24 protein-coding genes and 2 pseudogenes are annotated in these 23843 nt (G+C 57.4%); 2 read left to right on the top strand and 24 right to left on the bottom strand.

Going from position 1 to position 23843, the window contains the following annotated elements:
- Positions 1–135: 135 nt before the first annotated feature.
- The 7 genes from CES87_RS26395 to CES87_RS32450 all read right to left on the bottom strand — a co-directional run bounded on the left by CES87_RS26395 (position 136) and on the right by CES87_RS32450 (position 7647).
- The gene (locus CES87_RS26395) at positions 136–1317 is read right to left on the bottom strand and encodes an OmpP1/FadL family transporter (protein WP_128608419.1); all 1182 of its coding nucleotides are present in this window, start codon (positions 1315–1317) and stop codon (positions 136–138) included.
- Between the two features lie 461 nt (positions 1318–1778).
- On the bottom strand, positions 1779–1991 hold the full coding sequence (locus CES87_RS26390; protein ID WP_128608418.1) for a hypothetical protein: 213 nt from the start codon (positions 1989–1991) through the stop codon (positions 1779–1781).
- The gene (locus tag CES87_RS26385) at positions 1988–2869 is read right to left on the bottom strand and encodes an MBL fold metallo-hydrolase (protein ID WP_128608417.1); all 882 of its coding nucleotides are present in this window, start codon (positions 2867–2869) and stop codon (positions 1988–1990) included. The genes CES87_RS26390 and CES87_RS26385 overlap by 4 nt, the downstream gene beginning before the upstream one ends.
- Positions 2870–3079: 210 nt before the next feature.
- A complete protein-coding gene (locus tag CES87_RS26380; RefSeq protein ID WP_128608416.1) occupies positions 3080–4288 on the bottom strand; it encodes a serine hydrolase in 1209 nt (402 codons plus the stop codon).
- Positions 4289–4565: 277 nt separating this feature from the next.
- Positions 4566–6002, bottom strand: a complete 1437-nt coding sequence (locus tag CES87_RS26375; protein ID WP_128608415.1) for a class I adenylate-forming enzyme family protein — start codon at positions 6000–6002, stop codon at positions 4566–4568.
- 169 nt (positions 6003–6171) lie between these two features.
- Positions 6172–7203 (bottom strand): zinc-binding dehydrogenase, encoded by a 1032-nt coding sequence (locus tag CES87_RS26370; protein ID WP_128608414.1) that lies wholly within the window; start codon positions 7201–7203, stop codon positions 6172–6174.
- 297 nt (positions 7204–7500) lie between these two features.
- A complete protein-coding gene (locus CES87_RS32450) occupies positions 7501–7647 on the bottom strand; it encodes a hypothetical protein (protein ID WP_178081486.1) in 147 nt (48 codons plus the stop codon).
- A 123-nt stretch (positions 7648–7770) separates the two neighbouring features.
- Between CES87_RS32450 and CES87_RS26365 the strand changes: the two are divergent.
- Positions 7771–9142: pseudogene (locus CES87_RS26365) on the top strand (transposase).
- Between the two features lie 445 nt (positions 9143–9587).
- Here CES87_RS26365 and CES87_RS26360 read toward each other — a convergent pair.
- The 17 genes and pseudogenes from CES87_RS26360 to CES87_RS34575 form a co-directional block, all read right to left on the bottom strand.
- Complete coding sequence (locus CES87_RS26360; protein ID WP_128608413.1) at positions 9588–10166, bottom strand: DUF4337 domain-containing protein; 579 nt, start codon at positions 10164–10166, stop codon at positions 9588–9590.
- A gap of 265 nt (positions 10167–10431) precedes the next feature.
- Complete coding sequence (locus tag CES87_RS26355; protein ID WP_128608412.1) at positions 10432–10809, bottom strand: LysR substrate-binding domain-containing protein; 378 nt, start codon at positions 10807–10809, stop codon at positions 10432–10434.
- Complete coding sequence (locus tag CES87_RS26350; protein WP_128608411.1) at positions 10791–11318, bottom strand: LysR family transcriptional regulator; 528 nt, start codon at positions 11316–11318, stop codon at positions 10791–10793. The genes CES87_RS26355 and CES87_RS26350 overlap by 19 nt, the downstream gene beginning before the upstream one ends.
- Before the next feature lie 71 nt (positions 11319–11389).
- Positions 11390–11845 carry a RidA family protein gene (locus CES87_RS26345; RefSeq protein ID WP_371858267.1) on the bottom strand — a complete coding sequence of 152 codons (456 nt, stop codon included), beginning with the start codon at positions 11843–11845 and terminating at the stop codon, positions 11390–11392.
- 80 nt (positions 11846–11925) lie between these two features.
- Positions 11926–12321 carry a cytochrome c gene (locus tag CES87_RS26340; protein ID WP_128608410.1) on the bottom strand — a complete coding sequence of 132 codons (396 nt, stop codon included), beginning with the start codon at positions 12319–12321 and terminating at the stop codon, positions 11926–11928.
- A gap of 10 nt (positions 12322–12331) precedes the next feature.
- Positions 12332–13936: a flavin monoamine oxidase family protein gene (locus CES87_RS26335; RefSeq protein WP_256591094.1), complete on the bottom strand. Its 1605-nt coding sequence runs from the start codon at positions 13934–13936 to the stop codon at positions 12332–12334.
- Complete coding sequence (locus CES87_RS26330) at positions 13929–15275, bottom strand: amidohydrolase (RefSeq protein ID WP_256591093.1); 1347 nt, start codon at positions 15273–15275, stop codon at positions 13929–13931. Before CES87_RS26330 ends, CES87_RS26335 begins: the two co-directional genes overlap by 8 nt.
- 115 nt (positions 15276–15390) lie before the next feature.
- Positions 15391–16512 (bottom strand): MFS transporter, encoded by a 1122-nt coding sequence (locus CES87_RS26325; protein WP_128608409.1) that lies wholly within the window; start codon positions 16510–16512, stop codon positions 15391–15393.
- Entirely contained in the window at positions 16512–16718 is a 207-nt protein-coding gene (locus CES87_RS26320; protein ID WP_128608408.1) for a hypothetical protein, read from the bottom strand. The genes CES87_RS26325 and CES87_RS26320 overlap by 1 nt, the downstream gene beginning before the upstream one ends.
- 53 nt (positions 16719–16771) lie before the next feature.
- Positions 16772–18115: an OprD family outer membrane porin gene (locus CES87_RS26315; RefSeq protein WP_128608407.1), complete on the bottom strand. Its 1344-nt coding sequence runs from the start codon at positions 18113–18115 to the stop codon at positions 16772–16774.
- Between the two features lie 59 nt (positions 18116–18174).
- Positions 18175–18843: a M20/M25/M40 family metallo-hydrolase gene (locus CES87_RS32700; protein ID WP_218196391.1), complete on the bottom strand. Its 669-nt coding sequence runs from the start codon at positions 18841–18843 to the stop codon at positions 18175–18177.
- A gap of 11 nt (positions 18844–18854) precedes the next feature.
- The gene (locus tag CES87_RS32695) at positions 18855–19466 is read right to left on the bottom strand and encodes a M20/M25/M40 family metallo-hydrolase (protein WP_218196390.1); all 612 of its coding nucleotides are present in this window, start codon (positions 19464–19466) and stop codon (positions 18855–18857) included.
- Positions 19467–19634: 168 nt separating this feature from the next.
- Positions 19635–21128, bottom strand: a complete 1494-nt coding sequence (locus CES87_RS26305; RefSeq protein ID WP_128608406.1) for an aldehyde dehydrogenase — start codon at positions 21126–21128, stop codon at positions 19635–19637.
- 30 nt (positions 21129–21158) lie between these two features.
- Positions 21159–21659, bottom strand: a complete 501-nt coding sequence (locus tag CES87_RS32690) for a thiamine pyrophosphate-dependent enzyme (RefSeq protein ID WP_256591091.1) — start codon at positions 21657–21659, stop codon at positions 21159–21161.
- A gap of 224 nt (positions 21660–21883) precedes the next feature.
- Positions 21884–22096 (bottom strand): annotated as a pseudogene (locus tag CES87_RS33660) (thiamine pyrophosphate-binding protein); the annotation flags it as partial.
- Positions 22087–22509: a thiamine pyrophosphate-binding protein gene (locus tag CES87_RS34580; protein WP_178081485.1), complete on the bottom strand. Its 423-nt coding sequence runs from the start codon at positions 22507–22509 to the stop codon at positions 22087–22089. The pseudogene CES87_RS33660 and the gene CES87_RS34580, both read right to left, overlap by 10 nt.
- An 8-nt stretch (positions 22510–22517) precedes the next feature.
- Positions 22518–22802: a thiamine pyrophosphate-binding protein gene (locus CES87_RS34575; protein WP_128608404.1), complete on the bottom strand. Its 285-nt coding sequence runs from the start codon at positions 22800–22802 to the stop codon at positions 22518–22520.
- A 228-nt stretch (positions 22803–23030) separates the two neighbouring features.
- On the opposite strand from CES87_RS34575, the gene CES87_RS26285 reads away from it, so the two are divergent.
- Positions 23031–23240 carry a hypothetical protein gene (locus tag CES87_RS26285; RefSeq protein WP_128608403.1) on the top strand — a complete coding sequence of 70 codons (210 nt, stop codon included), beginning with the start codon at positions 23031–23033 and terminating at the stop codon, positions 23238–23240.
- Positions 23241–23843: the final 603 nt, after the last annotated feature.

The raw sequence follows: 23843 nt of genomic DNA, 5'->3' as shown, positions 1-23843 counted from the left end.
TTGCAATATGTCAGTGGACGCCGGACCGAACACTTGAGACTTGCTAATTAGGCAGCGATACCGGTTGGACCGAACCTGTCGCGCAATCAACTTTCATTCGGCGGGTCCACTCATCGTGGCCCGCCTTGTGATCACTTAGAACTTGTGCGTATATCCGATTGTATAAACCTGATATCTCGCACTGATGTTCGTCCCCTCGCTCGGCCCCGTTCCGTGAATCGAAGTCGGAATGTCATATTCGAAAGCGCCGGTTATCTGGTTGCTCTTGTCTATCGCGTAGGTGGCACCGACCGTCACCGCACGAGGGCTTATACCTGGCGCGCGCACGTTCGCCAAAGTATGAGTGGAATCGATGTGCATGTTGGCAAAGCTATAGCCGCTCCGAACGGTCCATTTCGGATTAATTTCGTACGAGACGCCGACACGACCGACGTTTTGATTGCGATAACCAAAGCTACTCGACGTGTTGTAGCCCGCGGCGCTTTCCCACTCGATCCGCAGATAATCCAAAGCAACGGTCAATCCCGGCAACGGGCGTATGGCGATCCCGGCACCATATCTGGAGGGACTGTCTAGATGTCCATTGCTTGGGGCAAGAACATCGTCTTTGTACCCTTCAAGTGGCGTAAACCAGGTTTTGGTGAAATAGGACGCCCCCAAAGACACCATAGGAATCGGTGTCCAGAGCACCCCAACTCCTGTGCCGATACCGTAGGCATATGAATTACCGTGACTTGGGCCGGGCTCCAGGGAGCCAGACGGCCCGGGTACGATAAGTCCGTCCAGACGTAGTTGCTCGACGCCGATCACCAGCGATGCACCAATTGAGAGGTTCGGAAGAGGCTTGTAGGTGATCGTAGGACTAGTGTTGACAACGACTAGACTAGCGTTGGCGTCGCCAGCGCCCGGGACAGGAAGTACGGGGCGTCCGTAATTCGATGCCGCCCCTGCACCGGTCACAGCCACGCCGAAGGTCCATTGCGGCGCAATCTGATAATTGACTCCGAATCCTGGAATCAGAAGAATCTTGCGCGAATACAGATGATTGTCCGTAGAACCAAAAGTAGAATCGGCGGAAATGGGTACGACCGAGCCGTTCAGCTCGACTCGCGAACCAAGTTCGGCGAGCCCGGCAGGATTGTCCACAGCCGACGTCACGTCTTGCGGGAAAGCAATGGCGGCTCCGCCCATTCCAGATGAATTTGCTCCGCTGCCGGTCAAATAAATGCCATTTGTGGCATATGCATTCGGTACGCCTATATTCAGTGCGATGCCAGACAGCGCAAAAAACATATTCCTTCGTTTAAAATTGTTCATCGTTATTTACCTGTCTCATTTTTTTATTTTTATAAAAAACGCGATATCAGAGCACTACCGAATCGAAGTCCTCTTTCTGGCTTGTCAACATTCGGAACAAGCAACGGCCATAACCTGACTACTAATTACCGAAAACTCTGCAGCGATATTCCCGGTCTCCCCAGCGCGTACATCACGCTGCCCTCAAATCAACCCAGGCGCGGTGTCGGATAGGACACTGCATTCGGATTGACAATGCTGGGGCCTAGAACGTTGTTGTGGTACGTCACCGCGCCGTTAACAAACAGCGAAGCGTCACCCGCCAGATCCATTAGGGCAAACTTGGGAGTTTGCGCTAATGGATATACGTAAGCCCTCCTTGCGTCCATTTGAGGTATTAGTGATGCCGGCAAAGTTCGTGAACTCCGCTGCGCAGGTTTAGTTCCGGTGTAAGTGCCTGCGTGCGTTCACCCAGTTCACGCTCAATCGACAGAATGCTCTTGATCTTCGTCAGCGACAGCGAGCCAGATGTGATCGCAAGATTCGCCGCGCATCGTTCGCGACGGTATGCTCTTAATTGCTAGGCCCGATATTCCGGCGATGACTTCTTCCGGCGACTGGAACCGATACGGGTGTACAGGCAAATCGGTTGCAGCCGGCGCGGCGATTGAATGATCCGCCCCGGCTTTCGTCATAGCTCCTCCACCTTCCAGACATTGCCGTGCGGCAGGATGCGCACGCCAGTAGGCTCAGTGAAATGCGTGCCGAGCACCACGGTGTTGGTGTCGCTGTACTTCTCAAGGAATAGTCGCCGGGTTGCGCGGGCCTGGTCAGTGTTAAAGCAGAAGTTGCTGCACACGTCCGGCTCACAAGCTTGAATCGGATGATGTATAAGGTCACCCGTGATGACCGCCTCTTCACCCATCGACGAGATCCGGATGTAACAATGACCTGGCGTATGGCCTGGAGAGGGCTCAAGGAAAACCTCATCGCCGATCCGAAAGTCAAACTCGACAAGCTCGGCCAGGCCCGCATCAAGGATAGGTTGGACAGAGTCCTCAAAGGTGGCCTTTGCATCCAGACCATCGTCGAGCTTTGCGTATTCGACTTCGACGCGTCCGAACAAATAACGAGCGTTAGGAAACGTCGGCACCCATTGGCCGTCTACGAGCCGCGTATTCCATCCTGCATGGTCAACATGGAGATGTGTACACAGGACATAGTCAATCGTTTCCGGTGGAAACCCCGCAGCTGTCAGGCGCTCAAGAAACGGATTGTTCAGCTTGTTGAACGCCGCGCTTTCGCGCGGTTTGTCGTTGCCGACGCACGGGTCAACCATGATTCGCTGCCCGCCTGCTTCGATCACAAAGCCCTGGATATTGGCAATGATCTGCCCGTCCGAAGTCGCGAAATTGGGCTGCAGCCACGGGTGTTTCTTGATGGTCTCCGCCGTGGTCTGTAAAAGCCATTCTGGCGGTATGTGCATCGGATCCATTTCAAGAATCCGTGTTACGGTGACGTTACCAATCTTCCACTTTTTGAAGTTGAGTAGTTGCGAGTTTTGCTCTGACATTGTCGTTCTCCGGATTGTTGTTTTTGGTATGTACAACGTCTTTACGTTTGCCAGTTTTTGTTCCCGATTCTGATCGGGTTCTGTCGCGATAATGCCTTCCTGATCATATGCATTCCTTCGATGCCAGAAAGGATGCGGATCGGTACCACCGCCCTGTCGAGATTGACCTGCTCTGCCTTGACGATCGTCACCGGGATACTGGTTTTCTCCTCAGGCGTAACTTTGTTCGATGGCGCTGTAGATCAGCGTCTTTAGCTGGCGGCGAATTGGGTCGGACGAAGGCGTCAGTTGGGTCATGAACACCATGTGCAGCTTCTCAACAGGATCGACGAAGAAGGCTGTGGAATGCATCCCGCCCCAGAAATACTCGCCTTCATTGCCCGGAAGGAGCGCTCGCGCCGGGTCGAGAGTCATTGCGAAGCCGAGCCCGAAGCCGGTCCCAGTATTGCCTGCCTCGCTGAACAGGGATTGAGATACCGCCGCGAGATCGGCTCCGCCGGGCAGTTGGTTCCGGGTCATCAGATCGAGCGTCCTAGGGCTTACAATCCGTACGCCGTCGAGCACACCCCGGCCGATCAACATTTGGCAGAAGCGGTGATAATCGGCGGTGGTCGATACCAGCCCCCCGCCGCCGCCCTCGAATCGGGCGGGCGTCGCGAGGTTGCTTTCGCCGGCCCTGTCGATCAGCTTGAGCGGCTTGCCTGGAGCGTAAGCCCAGCAGTCGGTCAACCTGGCGCGTTGGTCTTCGAGTAACTGGAAGCCAGTGTCGAGCATTCCGAGGGGCGCGAAAATTCGCTCGCGAAGCACCTCGCCCAGCGGTTTGTTTTCGATCCGGGAGATCACCACGCCTAGAACGTCGGTCGCCACCGAGTAATTCCACCCCGTGCCCGGCGCAAATTCGAGCGGAAGCTTCGCCAGTTCGGCGATGAACCAGTCGAACCCGTCCATTGAGCGGTCGCCGTCAGGCAGCGTCTTGCGATAAGCTGCGTCGATGCTGGTGCGGTTCTGGAAGCCATAGGTCAGCCCCGACATATGCGACATCAGGTCGACCATCCGCATTGGCGCGCAGTGCTTGACCGGGGCGAACGGCGCGGTCCCACCTCCACCGTTATAGACCCCAAGATTCGCGAATTCCGGGATTACCCGCGCGACGGGATCGTCGAGCGCGACCTTTCCTTCCTCGACCAACTGCATGAACGCGATCGAGGTGATAGGCTTGGTCATCGAGGCGATGCGGAAGATGGCGTCGTGGCGTAGCGGCGTTCCGTCGGCGCGCGCTTGGCCTAGCGTGGCCCGATAAACCGTCTCACCATCGCGGGCGATGAGGATGTCGGCCATCGGCAACTTGCCGGCCCCGACATAGTGTTCCTGCAGGAACGGTTCGATCCGCGCGAGTCGATCTGCGTTCATACCGCTCATATCGTTTATTCTCCATACAGCGTCGTACACCCGCCCGGGTGAGTAGTTGCGGCGCGCGCCTGGCGCGCACGCCCTCCGTGAGCACTTGGCCGAGCCACAGGTCAGCCGGTGTCGTCATCAGGTACGATTGAGCACCAGATTCGCGAGGGCGGTTTCGCTATTGCCTCTTCTCCTCCCCCCTCACTGCTCTTCGGCCTGGGTAACGGCATCAATGCCTGGTTCCACACAGGTGGCCCGGCGACAATCGACGACGTTGCGGACATACACTTCGTCATGATCAGACGCCTACTCGCAGCTGACGCTTGAGAATCTTGCCCTGCGCGTCCTTAGGCAGGGAGTCAACGAAGTGCACCACCTTGGGCACCTTATAGGCGGCCATGTCGGTCTTGCAGTGCATGACGAGCGCTTCTGCGGAAACCGCGTCACGCGCCACAACAAACGCAGTAACGACCTGTCCCCAATAGTCGTCGGACATGCCTACCACCGCTGCCTCGAGCACCGCGTCGTGCGCATACAGCACGCGCTCGACCTCAACCGACGAGACGTTCATCCCGCCGGTCTTGATGACGTCGTGGCAGCGGTCTACGAAAAAGTAATCCCCTTCGGGCGAACGGCGCACGAGGTCGTTCGTGTGCAGCCAGCCGTCGCGCACCGTGGCGGCCGTGCGCTCGGGGTCATTAAGGTAGCCAAGCATCAGCGCAGGGGTGCGACACAACATCTCGCCCTCGACAGCATCGTTGCCATCTTCGTCAACCACGCGCAACTCGAGCTGCGGGACGGGCCTCCCGATCCAGGCTGCGTCGCCGCCGGGAATATCATCGGGCGAGCGGAACGACCCGTACGTGAAAGTCTGCGCTATTTCGGACTGCCCCCACAGGGTCGTCCACTCCATGTTGGGCGCGACGGCGGCGAAAGCGTCGAACATTGCGCGCGGCATCGTGCCGCCATAGGTTATGCAGCGTCGCAGTGCGCTCAAGTCCGCATCCGCGAACTCCGGCAGGCGCGAGAGTTGCAGGTAGAACGTCGGGGTTTGCGCGATGTGCGTGATCCGTTCGCCGGTGAGGACCGACAACGGCGGCTCGGCACCGGGCAGCACCACCGTCGCGCCATTAGCGATCAGCGAAATCTGGGTACCGAGTCCGGCGATCGTGTGTAACGGCATCACGTAATAGAAGCGTGCGCCGGGCTGGAAGCCGAGTGCGCCCCGGAAGGCCGGAATCGTCCCCGCGGTGTAGGAGCGGTGCGCCAGTACCACCGCCTTCGGTAGCGCCGTGGTGCCGCTCGTGTACGAGATCAGCGCCACGTCCTCGTCGCCCAGCTCGATGTCTGGCTCCGATTCGTCGTCGCCAGGCAGTGCTTCCTCGATCACCAGCTTGGCGCCACTACTTGTGATCTGGTAATCGCGTTCGCGCGCCGTGAAACCCGGATTAATGGTGGTCACAGCTACGCCGGCCTTCAGCGCGCCCCACACGACCGTGAACAGCTCCAGACTATTGGTTCCCAGCAGCGCGACGACGTCGCCGCGCCCGATGCCGCGCGCCAGTAGTGCGTTGGCCTGCCGGTTAGCAGCGGCGTTGAGCTGCGCGTACGTGAGTGCGCGGCGCGGGCCGAGCGCGACGAACGCCTCCGCATCCGGATGATGCTGTGCGTTGCGGCGGAGCTGGTCGCCGAGAACCGAGCGGCGCGCTGGATTATTGATTGAAATCATTTGCATCCCACGATCGTTTGATAGTTGAGTCGATAGCTTTCTCGCCAAGGGCTTGGAAAGCCGTCACGGTCACAGCGCTACACCAGAGCGAAATGTGTCGGGGCGCTATTCGGAGCCGATGCATTTCTAGTCTGCATTTATAGAGTCCGCATACACAAAAAATGAAACACGAGAATCATTCCGGTATATCAAGACATATCTTCCCGAATTGGTCCCCACGTTCGAGCCGGTCCAGCGCGACATGAACCTGCTCAAGCGGGTAGGCTGTGTCGATAACAGGCGCCAGGCCGGTACTACCGCAAAAACGCAGCAGGTCTTGGAATTCGCCAAACGTTCCCAGCGTTGACCCGAATATTTGCAACTGCCGAACGAATAACCGCTTTAGATCGGCGGACGGCCGGTCGCCACTGGTCGCACCGCAGGTCACAATCCGTCCGCCGCGAGCAGTCGAACGGAGCGCCTCGGGCCAGACCGCTTGCCCCACGTTCTCGATCACAACGTCCACCCCGCGACCGCCCGTTAGGTTGAGGACCGCCGCAGCCAGCCCGTCCACACCCAGGATTGAATGATCGGCTCCGAGCTTTGTCGCTTTGGCCAGTTTGCCAGCATCGCGTGACGTCACTATCACCGTCGCCCCGGCCAGCTTCGCCAACTGCATCGCCGCGAGCGACACACCGCCTCCGATACCGAAGATGAGTACAGTCTCGCCGGGTTGCAATCGGGCTTTCGTGAACAACATTCGCCATGCGGTGAGATAGGCCACCCCTAGAGCGGCTCCTTCGCGAAAGCCAAGCGAATCGGGCAGTGCAAAGGCATTGGCTGCCGGCACCGCAACGAACTGGCAAAATGTGCCGTCCCGGTGTTCGCCAAGGAACCGAATCGACGTACAAAGGATCTGCTCACCCTTCTTACAGAATTCGCACAGCCCGCACACGGTAGCCGGGTGAAGCGCGACGCGGTCACCGACTTTGAGATGGGTCTGTTGCGAGTCCACCTCCTCGACGATGCCTGCTCCATCGACACCCATGATCTGCGGAAGGCTGTGAGTTATGCCGGCCCCGCTGTCGCGCATATATAAGTCGACCCGATTGACCGAAGCTGCGACGACTCGAATGAGCACCTCTCCCGGCTGACGCACGGGCACCGGCCGTTCGACTAGGCTGACTTGATCGTTACCTCCGCGACCTCTAAGCAACACCGCGCGCATATCTTCTACCTCCTCAGCGATCGGCCAAACGCCGAATTATTGTTCAAGTTGGACCTTCGACCGGTGACGCTGAGGCCCTTGATGGCGACACCTCCTGTGACGATGACAACCTGGTTATCGAATCGCTGCTTCATCTCATCTCTCCATTGAAAGGGTCGCCAGATTGATCGTAGAGACGTCGCGTCATCACCCCTATATGTCAACATGCTGACACGATAGTAGGCGGGAAGATTCTTAAGCACAAGCAATTTTTCTACCGAATATCAGTGTTAAACCCTAATAGCGACGAGGGCTAGGCTAGTGCTCGCGCATCCAGTGCAGCGCCAGCACGGCCTGCTGCATTTCCGCTGAATAGGGAGGAAATCGCAGCTTTTTGCCATTTCGAACCGCCAGATGTCGACGATTTTTCGCGGTGAGGCATAGAAAGCGCGCCAGCGCCAACATCAATGACTATCTATATTGGGTAGATTCTGTTCATAAAGTAGCTCCCCCTGTCTGGCCTGCGGCAAAATCGTCGCATCGTCGCATCGTCGCATCGTCGCATCGGCCAGCAGGGAAGCACGCAGCATGGAGGGGCAGTTATCGAGTGGGCAGGAGCGACTGTTTTACTCCTTCAACCTTGAAGATCACATCCCAGCCAATCACCTTCTGCGCAGCATTGATCAGTGTCTCGACCTGAGCGACCTGCGCCATCACCTCGCCGATTTCTACAGCCCTATTGAGCGTCCGTCGAATGATCCTGAACTGATGATCCGCATGCTGATCGTGGACTATTGCTACGGCATTCGCTCAGAGCGGCGGTTGTGCCGAAGAGGTCCATCTGAACCTGGCCCATCTGAACTTGGCCTATCGCTGGTTCTGCCGGTTGAGCCTTGAAGATGCGGTCCCCAACCACTCGACCTTTTCCAAAAATCGACACGGCCGTTTTCGGGAAATCGATCTCTTTCGCTGGCTGTTCAATGAAGTGCTGCGTCGTTGCATGGACGCAGGTGTCAAAGGTGAAGGCTTTGCCGTGGACGCCAGCATCATCAAAGCGGATGCCAGCCGGCAGCGCGGTGTACCGGGCGATGAACAGGTCAACTGGAGCGATCCGGCCCTGAGCACCCGTGCCGTGCGTGAGTATCTTGAGGCACTCGATGAAGAGGCTCTGGCCGAAACGCTACCGAAGCGCCTATCGCTAACTGATCCTCAAGCCCGCTGGACCGCAGCTCCAGGTGGCCCAGCGTTCTACGCTTACTCCACGAATTATCTGATCGATACCGAGCACGGTGTCATCGTGGATGTGGAACCCACACCGGCTCATCGCACGGCCGAGGTCGAGAGCACCAAGATCATGATCGACCGGGTCGAGGCGCAGTTCGACATCAAGCCGGAACGCCTTATTGGCGACACCGCTTACGGAACCGCGCCGATGCAGGCCTGGATGGTGGAGGAAAAGGACATCGAGCCGCATGTGCCGGTGTGGGACAAAACCGAACGCAAGAACGACAGTTTTTCGAGCAACGATTTCCACTGGAATGAAGAGGCTGAGGAATACCGCTGTCCGGCCGGCAATGCATTACGTAGTGAATGGCGAGCGTTCGCACGTCACCAAAGCCAACACCATCATCTTCCGATCCCGGCAGACCGACTGCGTTGCCTGTCCGATGAAAGCCAAGTGCTGCCCGAACACTGCGTTCCGCAAGATCGCTCGCAGCGTCCATGAAGCCGCTCGTGATGTGGCTCGGCGCATTGCAGCAACGCCGGCGTATCAGCGCTCTCGCCACCAACGTAAAAAGGTCGAAATGTTGTTTGCCCACCTCAAGCGCATCCTGAAATTGGATCGCTTGCGACTACGTGGCATGAGTGGCGCGACCGATGAGTCACGCTGGCCGCAGCGGTGCAGAACCTGCAACGGCTGGCCAAAGTTACATCTCAAGGGCCACCGGTCACGGGATAGGTGCGCCTGCACTAAGCAAAAACCCTCAAACTAACCCAATAACAGAGCAGCAAAGGTCAACGAAGGGCCGAGAAACCACTCAATGTGGTGAGTAGGTTCTCCAGTGGTAGCCATGCCTGAGTTCAGGCGAACTGAAAATCCGACTTTTTCAACAGAATCGGCCAAGAGCGGACATAGACAGGTGACAGGCATCAAGTCCAAAGGCCCGGATGAAGTCGTAATGCTGTTAAGACGATGTACCTAAGCAAGGCATTGGAAAACACACTGTAGGAGCCGGCTTGCTGGCGATGGCGGCGTGTCAGGTACTGCATTATTGACTGGACTGCCGTCATCGCCAGCAAGCCGGCTCCTACAGGGGCACGCCAGGGTGCAGCCCTTCGCGACAGACAACAATCGGCCAAAAGCAAGCACCAACATTCAACAGGCGATCTTCCGATCGCCTCGCTTAGATATGCAACCAAGCCAGCGAACCCAACATGACGCCAACACCGGCGGCACCAAACGAGACCCGCTTGAGCCATTCCTTACGCGTCAGCAAGGTAATGGCCGCCAGCGAAATTGCTATTTGAATCGCCACCATCGCCTGGGCCCAGCGATGATGCTGATGTAGCACCTGCTCTGACTTCTCATCCCATTCGCGCGCCCCTTGTTCGAGTGCTTCAGCCTTCTTGCGCGCCTCCTCTTTCTGTTCGCCGTACCGCCGCGCCTCAGAGACATAGTGGGCCGAATCCAGCCCTGGGAGATGGCTCGCCAGGTCCGACAGGCTCTGTCGGCTGGACTTTGCCTGGTAGTAATTCCACTCGTTGGCGGCTTCGGTCTTCTGGATGGCGGCGTTGTTTTTGTCCATGGCCGCCTCATTCTCCGTTGAGCCGGCCTGGTAGCTCATCAGGGCGCCAACGGTCGCCATGATGGCCGTCATCACCGCAATCTTGCTGGCAAAGCCGTCGCCTTGTGCATGCGCATGATGGGTGGTGTGCTCAATATGTTGCTCGTGTGGGCTGGGGACTTCGAACTCTTCAGGCATGGATGTCGATCTTGGAGAAATGAGTGGTGGGCGGACAGTATGAATTACCCCTGATTCTTTAGACACAAATGACTGGCAGCTATAGGTCGGATACTACCCTTCGTGACAGGCCGTTATCGGCCAAAAAACAGCCAGCCTAGCAACATCACTGACGTATCGATTTCCCTGACATGCAGATCTATTGGTGATGACCGACACAACAAGGCGTTCCGATCACTTTTACTACTGCTGTATCACTTGCCCACGCGCAAGAACGCACAACGTTCTAATAGGTGCTGTGCAAAAAATCCTTGAGGCGTTGCGCCAGGCTTTCCAGGGTCAAAGTGCTGTAATGCTGACGGTCCCACGCAGCATGCAGCGTAACGCCGAGTTCCACTTCTGGAGTTCGGGGCGATGCCTGGATCAGCACGCCGTGTAGCCCGTAGCGCGGCAAATCAGTCACTACACCCACGCCACGCCCATTGGCTGCCAGCGCCTGGATGATGGGTGATTGATCGCACTCCTCCACTGACGAATACCGCAGCCCTTCGCGTGTCATGGCCAGATCCAGTTCAAGCCGACTGACGCTGGAACTGCTGGGCAATAACAAAGGTTGGTCCGCCAGTTCGGCGAGCGTCACCATGCTCATCTTTTGATAGCCCATGGGTGGTTGCTGCTCACATAGGCTCGAAGCGGTACCAGGCCTAATTGCAGCGTCGCACAATCCTGCTCCGGTGTTATTGGAGAGACCACCATGTCCATCCCGCTATGAAGCAGTTCGTGCAAACCGAAATGCGACGATTCGTGGGTGAGTATCAATGGATCCTCGACCTTCAACGTGCTGATGAAAGGCGCGATCAAACCGGCGATGGTGGCGTAGGTCGCGCCCAGGTGCAGACGGTTGATATGCCCCTTGGACCAACTCTGTGCCGCTGCTTTTACCGACCGGGCGTTGCTCAACAGTTGCCGCGCCAAAGGCACCAACTCGCGACCGGCGGGTGTCAGCCGCAAGCGGTTGCGCTGATTATCAAACAGCTTGAAGCCCAGCTCGCCTTCGAAGCTCTGTATCTGTCGACTCAGGGCCGGCTGCGCCATGTGCAATTGCGGGGCGGCAGCGGTGACCGTGCCAAAATCGACTACGGCGAGAAAGCACTCGACACGGCGTAAGTTCATAGCGCCTCTACCATTTTGCGTTCCTGAAAAGAAGCGCAGCTCGATGGCTGCGCTTTTGGAGTATCAGTCGGTCAACGACGTACTGCGGTGACCTCTATTTCAACCAAGAAGCCCGGATTGGCAAGCCCGGCCACCTGAAACACTGAGCGAGTCGGCAGCAGTGGTTGCTGCGCAGTGCCGAAAAACCGAGTGTAACCTTTCATGAAGCCGGAAAAGTCCATGTTGCCTTGCTTCGCCGGATCCCCTACCAGGTACACCTGCATTTTCACCACATCGCGCATCTGAAGGCCAAGGTTCTTCAGTGATTGCTCGATGCCCTGCAGCACATTCACCGTTTGAGCCTGGGTGTCACCATAGGCAGCGACACTGGTTTTGTCCTGATCGGCGTGGACCACCGACGGCACCGCACCACTGAAATTCACCAGCGTGGCGTTTGCCGGAATCTCGATGGCCAGCGCGACCGGGAAATCGGTCCCTGGAATTTTGTGACGGATCACTTCACTGGCATTGGCTTGAGCGAGCAGCATAAACATTCCCAGAGTGGCAGCGAGTGCCTGATTGACGGAAAAACGTAGCATCGAAATTCTCTCTTTCAAGATTGGCAAACTCATCGGCCCGTCAATGCCTTGACCGTTGCCATGTTGACCGGCTCATTGAATGCATTGCCGTTGTGCGTGCGGATGTAGGTCACTACTGCCGCAATCTGTTCATCGTCGAGCAAACCCTTGAAAGCAGGCATGCCGCCCTGCCCTTGAGCCACCATGAAAACGGGATAGGCGTCTGCTGATAATCGCGGATTGTTGGCCAGGGCCGGATACGCGCCTGCACCTTGGGCGCCTTGGCCTTGAGCCATATGGCAGCCTTGGCAAATTGCCTTGAACAGGTTTTCGCCCTCTCGTTGCTCGAAATGCTTGCCAGGGGCAGACACTTGCGGGTCGAGCGCATTTGCCTGCCCGCTCGCCAACGAAATCAACAACACCGAGGCACAATAAAGTCTTTGCATGGTGAGCTCCTCAGGCCTTGGCGGTCGGGCGTGCGACGATGTGCGCATGCAGGCGGGTGATAGCGTCCTGCGCCGAAAGAATTGCGCCTTCCTGCCACGCTGGCAGATGCGAGGCATGTTCGCCGGCGAGTACCAGACGCCCATCGATCTGACACAGATTGTTGTAGTGGGCTGCGCGCGAAGCCTCGGTCCAGGCCCCGTAACACCCGTTGGTCCAAGGCACTCGATGCCAGCCAACAGCGATGCCGTTGTCAAACTCGACTGGATACTGCGGGTGAATCTGACTGCCGTATTCCACGGCTTTTTTGATCCGGTCTTCAGGCGGCATCGCAGTGAATTCGAAGGCATTGTTGTTTTCCCAGAGATAGCCCCCGAGCAAAACGCCCTTCCCCTGGCTGCCATAATCGCAATTGGGATAACCAATCTGCTGCATCGGCGAGTCCGTGTAGCTCACACCGCCATAGATATGTTCGTCCTGCTCCCAGAAACGTCTTTTGAACTGCAGGCCAATCTTGACCGAGGCGTTGTAAGGCACCGCGCGAATGGCTGCCTGCATTGGCGCGCTGCAATCGACAGCGATCTGGCTGAGGATCGACAACGGCAGTGTGCACACGCACCAATCAGCTGTTTCCTGGCGCGATTGACCGCCCTGGCTGCTTTCACAGGTCACCGTCACGCCCTGATCGTTTTGCTGGATGCGCGTGACCTTGGTATTTAACTGGATCAAGCCTTCTAGTTGGCGTGCGAACGCTTGGGCGATCATGTCCATGCCACCCACCGGCTGAAACAGCGTGGTCTGGAACTCATGCAACTGACCCACCATGAGATACAGCCACATCCCTGACTGAAGCAGCGCCTGACGGTCGATGATCTGCGAAGGCTGGGCCACCGGCATCAGACCACCACCGGCATCCACGGCATAGCCACGACGCAGGCTGCTGTCCGGTGATATCCGGTACTGATTTTCAGCGTCGAGTCCGGCCCAGACACGCAGGCTTTCCAACAGTTTTTGCCGATCTTCGGCAGTGACTTCCTGATCCAGCGCCCCTTGGTTGACGGCCTTGCTCAGCAGCTCGGCAATGTGGCCCTGGTAATCGGCCTGGACTTCACGATACCGCTTGGGTTTGCCACCGAACGCCTGACTGTTATGCACCAGAGCGTTATGGTTCACCTGCACAAAGGGTTCGAGTTTGACCTCGAATTTTTTGCAGTAATCAAGAATGGCATGGTGGTGGTAGGGAATTCGCCAAGGACCCGGATTGAAATAAAGCCCTTGATCAAACCGGCATTCCTGAACTGCCCCACCCAATTCGGTGAAGCGATCGCCACCGCGCAAGGTCCAGCATCGACCTCCAGCCTTGGCGTTGTATTCCAGCACTTTGACCTTGTAACCCGCCTTGCGCAGTTCGTAGGCAGCGGTCATGCCTGCCAGACCGGCCCCCAAGACCAGCACTGTCGAACCTTTCGGCGCCTGGCTTAACTTGAAATCACCGGTGTAAGTCGACTCACCGGCAAAACTCAAGGCACCCATGGCCTGATACATAGCGGCCGCACCGGCGGTGTTGCCTATCCAGCGCAGCAACGTGCGCCGCGTCACTTTAGCTTGATCAATCATGAGACTTGGCCCCCAACCCAGCGAGCAGGGGATAGTTGAGAACGAACTCGACGTGGGCCCGCACACCGGTCTTCAGCGTGGCATCGTCGACGGTAAAGAACGGGCTGTGATTAACAGGCGCTTTGAGCATGTCCTGATCGGGAGGCGTTGCGCCCAGGAACACGAACAGTGCCGGGACCTTCTTGGCGTAATGGGCGAAGTCCTCACTCGCGGGGGAAAAATTCGGGGTGATTTTTGCGTTGCCGTCCGCGGCCTTTTTCATCGACGCCGCCATCATTCGGGTCAGGCGTTTGTCGTTCATCAGGACCGGTGCGTATTCCGCGAGCTCGACTTTTGCCGCTACACCATTGGCTTGGGCGACATGTTCGATCATCGGTGGCAACTGGCTGAGGATGCCGTTGCGGATCTCGTTGTCGTTGGTGCGCACTGTGCCAAGCATCGACAAGGTGTCTGGAATGATGTTGCCAACCGTCCCGGCGTTGATTGCACCAATAGTGACGACCCCCATGCCCTGGCTCAGGTCTGCGCGACGACTGATCAGCGTCTGCAATGCCGTGATCATCTGCGCACTGGCAACAATCGGATCCGCGCCTTTCCAAGGCATCGAGCCATGCACTTGTCGTCCACTGACGGTAATGCGCAGGCCATCGGCACTGTTCAGAATCGGCCCGGGCTTGTAGCGAATTTGTCCGCTCGGCAGCCCGGCCATGACGTGCAAGCCGAAGATGGCTTCAACTTTCGGGTTGTCCAGCGCGCCTTCGGCAATCATTTTGCGCGCACCGATTTCTGCGCCCTGGGTGAAGTTATCGATGTTCGCGCCACCCTCCTCAGCTGGCTGAAACACAAACACCACGGTGCCCGCAATTTGCTCACGGTGGTCAGCCAGCAGCTTCGCCGCACCCAGCAACATCGCGGTATGAGCATCGTGCCCGCAAGCATGCATGACCGGGACTTCCTTGCCCTGGTATTGCGCGCGGGCGGTGCTCGCAAAGGACAGCCCCACGGGTTCCTGCACGGGCAAGGCATCCATGTCGGCGCGCAACGCCATGACCGGTCCGGGCTTGCCGCCCTTGAGGACACCGATGACCCCGGTATTGGCGACGTGGGTTCGAACTTCGATACCCTGTGCCTTCAAACGCTCAGCAACCAGCCTGGAAGTTTCAAATTCCTGATTGCCCAGCTCGGGATGCTGGTGGATCTTGTGTCGCAGCGCGATGACTGCCGGCTCTTCCTGTAAGGCAGCGGCCTTGACCCAGTCATCGGGCTCACTGGCTTGCACTGCCATGCTGACGGCAGCGGCAAGCATCGAAACGAACAGCATCGGATAGATGGTTTTCATAGGAACACTCTTTAACGAACAGGCACACTTCTCCCGCCTTGGTGGAGCCAGGAGAAGCCATACGTGTTGAAAAAAAAGGGGAATCGCCGTGCTGGCTAATCACCCTGAGGAAAGCTCAGTCAGGTTGGTGGCGCGTCACGAACAACGTGATGATGGTGGCGCAAAGCGAGATGGCAGCGATAAGACTGAGGAGCAACGCAGGCCCCCATGACTTGCCATCCGAAAGCATCAGGAACCCGGTGGCCAGAGCCGGCATGAACCCGGCGATCAGGCCTGAAAGGTTGGCCGACAAACCCAGGCCACTGTAGTGCAGATGCGGCGGAAACAAACGGGTCAGCACGTTGCCAATCGGCGCGTAGGCCACTGTTGCCAACCCCAGGCCAAGGACCATGGCAAAGTTGATGTACATGGGTTCACGGGTATCAACCAGCCAGAAGATCGGGAATGCCAACACCAGGGTAATGATGTAGCCGATGATCACCGTCTGCGTCGAACCAATGCGGTCGGCCAGCTTGCCGGACACCACCAGGATGACCATTTGCATGATCGCGCCACAGGTCAACGCCGTGAGAATGACGTGGCTGGGCAAGTTCAGCGTCTTGGTGACATAGCTGATCATGAACGCGGTAATGATGAAGAAACCGGCGTTGCAATAGAGGTAAGTGGCGATGCCCAACAGTAAACGGCCCGGGACTTGGCGAAACAGTTCGAGCACCGGCATTTTTTCGGTTTTGTTCTCGCTGGCCAATTGCTGGAACGCCGGGGTTTCTTCGACCTTCCAGCGCAACCAAAGCGCTACCCCCACCAACACGATGGACACCACGAACGGCACGCGCCACGCCCACTCCAGGAAAGCGTTACCGGGTAATGAAGCGGCCAGCGCGACGGCACCCGAAGACAGCAAAGTACCCGTCGGCGAACCCAGTTGCACAATGGCCGCGTACAAACCGCGTTTTTTCGGGGGCGCGTATTCGATCGCCAGCAAGGTCGCTCCACCCCACTCTCCACCGGCAGCAATGCCTTGCACGGCGCGCAGAATGGTTAGCAAGATGGGCGCGACGATACCGGCCGTGGCGTAGGTCGGTAGAAAGCCGATCATGGTGGTGGCCAACCCCATCATCAGTACCGTGATGACCAATGCACTGCGCCGACCATACTTGTCACCGATGTGACCAAACACCATCGCTCCCATCGGCCGGGCAGCGAAGCCGACACCGAAACTCAGGAAGGCACCCATTACAGAAATGGCGGGACGTCGCCCGGAAAAAACAGCGGAGCAAACACAATCGCGGCCACGGTGCCAAACAGGAAAAAGTCGTACCACTCCAGGGCAGTACCGATATAAGCAGCGATCACGATCTTGCGTGTCTGCGCCGCATCGAAACTGATCGGGGTCGAAGCGGGCCCGTCAGTCGAACTCACGGGGAGCGTTGTGGATTTCATGGGTACTCCGATTTTCTATGCTGTTATTAGTGTTTACGGTAGGCGTCGGCGGATCAGAATATTTTGAAAGGCACGTTGACGATCAAACGAAACTCTTCGAGGTTGCCCTCTATTTGATTTTCGCTGGCGCGGTGCCAGGCATAACCACTGAGTAGATTCACGCCTTTTAACTGCCCTGACTGGACGACGTAGCTGACGAAGGTTCCAACCTCGTAGTGGCTTTCGTCACTCTGCTTGAGCACGGACGAATAGATGCCGTTAGGTCCGCCATCATAGTGAGTGCCATCAATTCCCCAGCCCTTGATGTACCAGAGGATGGTCTTGAAACCTGGAAAACCATACGCAGCGAAATCGTTGGTGTAATTGACCTGGAATGAGCGTTCATTGGGACCGTTGTAATACGAGAGCATGGTGTTGGGCAGATTGATTGCATTCGATTCAGCCACATAGTCGAAGTACTCATCACCCTTGATCTGCTGCAAGCCGAACTTCAGTGTGTGGTTCTGGTAGCTGGGCGAAATGCTCAGGCCATAAGCTTGCTGGTCGATTTTGCCTGCCACTTCTCGGCCAGAGGACTGAGTGTTGTAGAAGTCAAACTGGACATCTGTGGTGATCTCGTCCCACTTGAATTTTTGCCCCAGCCCCACGTACTCACGATCCCAGATGTCCTCAAATCGCGAGGCGTAAGCACTGGCGCGCCAGCCACTGCTGGCCAGGTAATCGGCACCGGCGTAGGCCACCCAGTCACTGGTGACCAGCCTTGATCCGAAACTGGGCGTCAAATCCTGACTGCCGGCGCCGGTACGCGGCGTCGCCTTGTCGAAGTACCCGGACTTGATCGTCAGGCCTTCAATGTCATGACTTTCCAGCGACACCCCGTCGAAAGCCGCCGGTAGCGTACGCGTATCGGAATAGCCCATCACCGGCGTCTTGACCTGATGTCTGCCAACCTTGAGCACCGTGTCGGACACCTTGAATTTCAGCGCTGCCACGCCAATCTTGCTCCAGTCATCCACCACGTCGCCGTTCTTGTCGACCAACAGTCGGTTGCTACCACCCGCGGTCGCCAGTTTGCTGCGTTCAAGGGCAACGGCGGAATACGCCGACAGGTCGAGACCGAAGCCGACCATGCCTTGGGTGAACCCGGACACATAGTCAAGCTTGAAGCCCTCAAGCCAGGCTGTGCGATCGCGGACGGCCCGTCGACCTTCAGACGTCTGAGCGGAAAAGAAAGTGTCCTTGCGACCAATTTCGTGGGAGTACCACTGCCGGGTGTTCAGCGTCAGTGAGCTGTCCTCGATGAAGCCGGTTTCCCCGGCCTGAACGAACATCGGAGCCATAAAAAGAGCGGCCGCAAGCGACCCGGCCACCTGAGGTGCCGAACGAACGATATACATAACTGAACGCCTTATAATTTTGTGCGGGCAGGCAGAAAGGTGACATTGAATTTTTGTTTTTATTGCGCGCGGTTGAGGCCGCACCAGCGTGCAATGAACACGGCCAGGACCTTGGTTACATCCATCATGCTGTTGATCGAAACCCACTCATCAATGCCGTGGATGGAGCCACCAACGGGGCCGTAACAGGTCGCGGGGATACCACCGTACAAATTGAAAAACCGCGCGTCGGTTGCGCCTTCAAATGTGACCAGCGGCAACACTTCACCGATCACATCGGCATAGGTACGTTGCAGCGAGGTAATCACCGGCTGGTTCATGTCGATCTCACAGCCCTGGGCCTGGAAACCGCCATAAGTAACCTGGTACTGAGACGACAAATGGGACGGGTGAGCGAGGAACAAGGCCTGGAGTCTGGCTTCCACTTCCTCCTTGATCTGTTCCACGGTTTTTTCGGGATAAAAACCAATGCGAACATCCAGCCGGCACATCGATGGAACCGAAGAGGTCCATTCACCGCCCTGGATCTTGCCCAGGTTGAAATTGATCGGCTTAGGGTGGTGGCTATAGCAGTGATGCCGGTTGGCAGGCTCGTTCCATTCACTTTCCAGCGTCTTGAGGCCGGCGAACAAAGCCAATGCAACATCAACCGCGCTGCTGCCCTGTGACGCCATGGCCGCATGGGCCGGCTTGCCACTGATTTCCAGCGATAACCAAAGCACACCCATCTGGCACGTCATCAAGCCCGCTGTCGGCTCGGTAATGATGCAGCGTCAGCCGTGTGGCCGGCAACCAGGCAGGCCAGCGCACCATTACCCGTGCATTCTTCTTCGATCACCGATTGCAAAATGACCTTGGCTGCCGGCTCATAACCCAATCGCTTCAATGCTTTGAACGCCATGATGTAACTGACGATACCGGCCTTCATATCGGACGCACCACGGCCAAACAATTTGTCACCGTCGACCCACGGCTGAAAGGGCGGCTGAGTCCACAGGCGTTCATCACCGACGGGGACCACGTCTATATGACCGTTGAAAATAATCGACTTGCCCTGCACCACCGAAGGCCGATGAGTTCCGACCACGTTGACCCGACCGTCGTAGCAAACCAGTGATGGCGAATACCCCGGATGATCCTTGATCAGGTCTTCGTCGATGGTCAGCGCTTTAACTTCAAGCTCCAGGTCATCGGCAAAAACTCTTTTCATCACGTCCTGCGCCGATTGTTCTTCACCCAGGAGCGAGGCATGGGATACCAGTTCACTCAACAGTGCGATGGACTCTTCGCGCAGTGTCTCGACCGTGGCGACGATGTCTTTCTCGAGCGCATTGATATTTATTGTTTTCATTTTCGGGTCCACAGGTAACTGGGTGTGGGAAGAGCGTAAATTCAGCAAGCCATGCCGTCCAATGCTGAATTGTTGGACTATCGATACCTAAAAAGCATGGTGCTAATCATCAAAAATCGCCCCACCAGCGATGTAGAGCGAGATTTGAATACGCAAGCGATTACCGCGCTACAACTTGATCCAGGTGGCTTTGAGCTCGGTGTATTTATCGAATGCATGCAGCGACTTGTCACGGCCGTTACCCGACTGTTTGAAACCGCCGAAAGGTGCGGTCATGTCGCCACCGCTGTACTGATTGATCCACACACTGCCGGCACGCAGGGCTTTTGCCGCCAGGTGAGCCTTGGACAGGTCGCGTGTCCATACAGCCGCTGCAAGTCCGTACGGGCTGTCGTTAGCAATCTCGATCGCCTGCTCCAATGTGTCGAAAGCAATCACCGACAGCACGGGGCCAAATACCTCGTCACGGGCGATACCCATTGCGTTATCGACATCATCAAACAGCGTTGGCTCGACATAGGCGCCGCCACTTTCAACCCGCAATTGCCGACCGCCACTGCGTAAGGTCGCCCCCTGCTGTTGCGCAGCAGCAATGTGCTCCAGGACGCTCTCCAGGTGCTGTTGATCCACTACTGCACCCGCCATGCTCGAAGGGTCGAGCGGATGTCCGGGGGTCCATGCCTTCAAGGCCAGAATGACCCTGGCGACAAAGTCATCCTTGATGCTGCGTTCAACCAGCAGACGCGAACCTGCGGTGCACACTTCGCCCTGATTGAACGCAATCGCCGCCGCCGCGGCTTGCGCTGCAACCTCTAAATCCGGGGCATCAGCACAGACAATATTGGGGCTCTTGCCACCCGCCTCGAGCCAAACACGTTTCATGTTCGACTCGCCGGCATACACCAGCAACTGCCTGGCGATTCGTGTGGACCCGGTAAACACCAGCGTGTCGACGTCCATATGCAGCGCCAATGCCTTGCCGACGGTGTGACCGTAGCCGGGCAACACGTTGAACACGCCCGCGGGAATACCCGCGTCGAGTGCCAGTTGCGCCAGACGAATCGCGCTCAACGGCGAGCGTTCCGAGGGTTTCAGAATTACCGAGTTGCCAGTGGCGAGTGCGGGTCCGAGTTTCCACGCGCTCATCATCAGCGGGAAGTTCCATGGCACGATCGCCGCGACCACGCCGATTGGCTCACGTGTCACCAGACCCAACTGATCGTGGGGCGTGGCGGCTACTTCGTCGTAGATCTTGTCGATCGCCTCGCCACTCCAGCGAATGGCTTCGGCCGTCGCTACCAGGTCCATTCCCAGCGCATGGGCAATGGGTTTGCCCATGTCCAGGGTTTCCAGCAACGCCAGTTCTTCACTGTGTTGTTCGATCAGCGCTGCGAAACGCAACATGATCTGTTTGCGTGCGGCCGGCGCCTTGCGTGACCAGTGCCCGGCTTCAAATGCCTTGCGCGCAGCCGCCACTGCCAGTTGCGCGTCTGCGGCATCACAGCTGGAGACCTGACCCAGCACACGGCCATCCACCGGACTGACGCATTCAAACGTCGCACCGTGCGAAGCCGCTGTATAACGCCCGTCGATAAACGCGCGGGTTTCAATCGACAGCGACAGAGCACGCTGTTGCCATTGAGCATGGGTCAATTGAGCCATGGGAATTCCTTAGCAAAAGAGGGAGGCCAATCAGCGGTGCAGATCGCTCATGCGCATATCCGGACCGAGAAGGTCCTGAGGGATGCGAATCTCGATGATGCTGAACGTGTCGCTGGACAGCGCGCGATCAAGCGCCCCGGCAAACTCTTCGGTCTTGATCACCGTTTCCCCGTGACCACCGAAAGCGCGGGCGTAGTCGGCGAAATCCGGATTGACCAGATCGGTGCCGCTGATGCGTTGGGGATGATGGATTTCCTGATGGGTCCGGATGGTTCCGTACATGCCGTTGTTCAACACGATGATCAGCGGCTTCACACCCAAGCCTCTAGCCACTGTCAGCTCTTGGCCGTTCATCATGAAGCAGCCATCGCCAGCCACCGAAACCACTTGACGCCGTGGATGCGCCAAGGCCGCGGCGATGGCCGCCGGAACGCCGTAGCCCATCGATCCGTTGCGTGGCGCCAATTGCGATGGGTAACCGTTGAAGCGCAAGTAGCGCCCAGCCCATCCGGCGTGGTTGCCAGCCCCCATGTGCCGATGGCATCGTCTGGGAGTGATTGCTGCAAGTGTTCGAAAATAACGTTGAGGTCGATATCGCCGCCAAGATTGGGTGGCTGACGGAAACGTTCGCCCGCCTCACGCAACGCACGGGTTCGGTCACTCCAGCGCAGCGGTGCAGATGGCTTCAAGGTCTGCAGTGCGGAGGCAAACCCGCGCATGTCCGCGATGATGCGAAGCGCTTTAGGATGCATGGCGCCCAGGCAATCGCTGTCCGGTAACACCGTCAGCAGTTTGGCCGTATGACCTTGCACCGGCAGCAGCGCCCAGCTGTCCGTTACGATGTCACCTAACGGTGAGCCGATGCCAATCACCACATCTGCTTCTCGCAACGCGTCAGCCATGATGGGTGAGCGTCCATAACCCAGGGACCCGACATAAGACGGCGAGCGATGGTCGATCAGGTCCATGCAGTTAAAGTCGACGGCAACCGGCAACTCGTAGCGTTCGGCCAATGCTGGACCTGCCGGGTGGCCTGAGGCGTCCAGCCTCCGCCGCCAAGAATCACCAGCGGCTTTGAAGCAGTGGCCAGCAGGTGCTCCAACTGAGCAATGGCGTCCTGCCCGGGAACACTTTGCAGAGCACGAATAGGCTCGACGGCCTGAGCCTGCACGCGATCACGCAGCATGTCCTCCGGCAGTCCGATGACTACCGGCCCCGGCCGACCTGTGCGCGCCAGCGCAAAAGCCCGGGACACGATTTCAGGAATCCGCTCGGCGTGCTCGATCTGGAACACGCCTTTGGTGGTCGTACCGAACCAGCCATTGAGATCGAACTCCTGGAAGGATTCTCGGTAGGTTTCAGCGCGCGGAATGAGTCCCACGAACAGCACTAAGGCACACTGTCTTGCCAGGCCGTGTGTAACGCGACCATGGCATTGGCCGCACCGGGGCCTCGAGTCACCATGAACACGCCGGTCTTTCCGGTAATCCGGGCGTGAGCGTCGGCCATGTAACCCGCCCCACCCTCCTGGCGGCACACCACTAGCTTTATTGGCGAATCGTGTAACGCATCAAGCACTTCCAGATAACTTTCACCCGGTACGCAGAACACTGTCTGCACGCCTTCGTTTGCTAATTGATCAACGACAAGTTGGCCACCACTACGTTCGGACATCGCCCATTCCTCGAATATTTTAGGATACCGGGCGCGCCAGGCACCGCAGGTAATGGGGCGAAGCCTAAGGACAGGGTGCAATGTCGTCTAATGCTGAATAATTGTAGTTTCAATACTTTTTTTACATGGCCGTTACTGCTCACTTAGAAAAAATACTTCTATTCGATATGGATGCCAGCTTGGAATGTAAGCGGTCATTCTCGCTGACGGCGAATCTCGCTTAGCCGCATGCCCAATGCCACATCAAACGCCTGGACGCTACTGTGTGATCGCGAGGCCATCGGCTGGGTCGCGAGCCCGACCGGTTATAGCGGCGATGATATCCGCGACTTGATGCTGGAAAGCGTGGAGAAGCGCTTCGGTGATCAACTGCCCGCCACGCCGGGCAGGCCGGGTTCACCCATCCCTGTGGGTAGCTTGGCGCTTGGCACGACATGAATGGAAAATTCCGGCAACCTGGTGGTGTCGACACAGAACTGGGGGCGCATAACAGCGGAACGATGCGCGACAGCCGCCACCACCCGGTGAACTCCAGAAAAAAGCTCGCAAATGGACGTGCATCAAGAGATTGCGCAGCAACCACTGTGGGTGATCGTTATGTGTCAGAAATGTGTCGACTTGGTATTAGCCACTGAATATAAAAGGTTATTATTTGACTCATTTCTAGCGTAGGCCAATTGCTATCGTGCACTGCCAATAATTTAACCAGGGCTGCGAAGTGACACTCGCTGGAAAAGCTAACGATGCCGGATCTCGGGGATGGAGATGGGCGTATAAAAAGATAAGGAGCTTTGGATGCTCACGAATGACAGCGTTCTACAGGGCAAGTCTCTATACCCTTCGCGGTGACTCGGGAGGTTTCTCCAGCGGTCGGAGCTGGCAAAAATTCCGATTGCGCCGTTAGGCCTCCCACAACAAGGCATTTCTTCGTCGCCGCTCAGACGGTAGAGCAGCGCCTCCGTCTTCTTCCTACGACAAAGCCCTGATCACTCAGGGCTTTGTCGTTTCTGGGGGTTGGCAAAAAGCCCAGCCCACACACCA

The sequence above is a fragment of the Pseudomonas sp. ERMR1:02 genome, from assembly GCF_002277815.1.
GTDB lineage: Bacteria > Pseudomonadota > Gammaproteobacteria > Pseudomonadales > Pseudomonadaceae > Aquipseudomonas.
The sequence above is the reverse complement of the archived record's forward strand: the minus strand, read 5'-3'. Positions and strand labels throughout refer to the sequence as shown.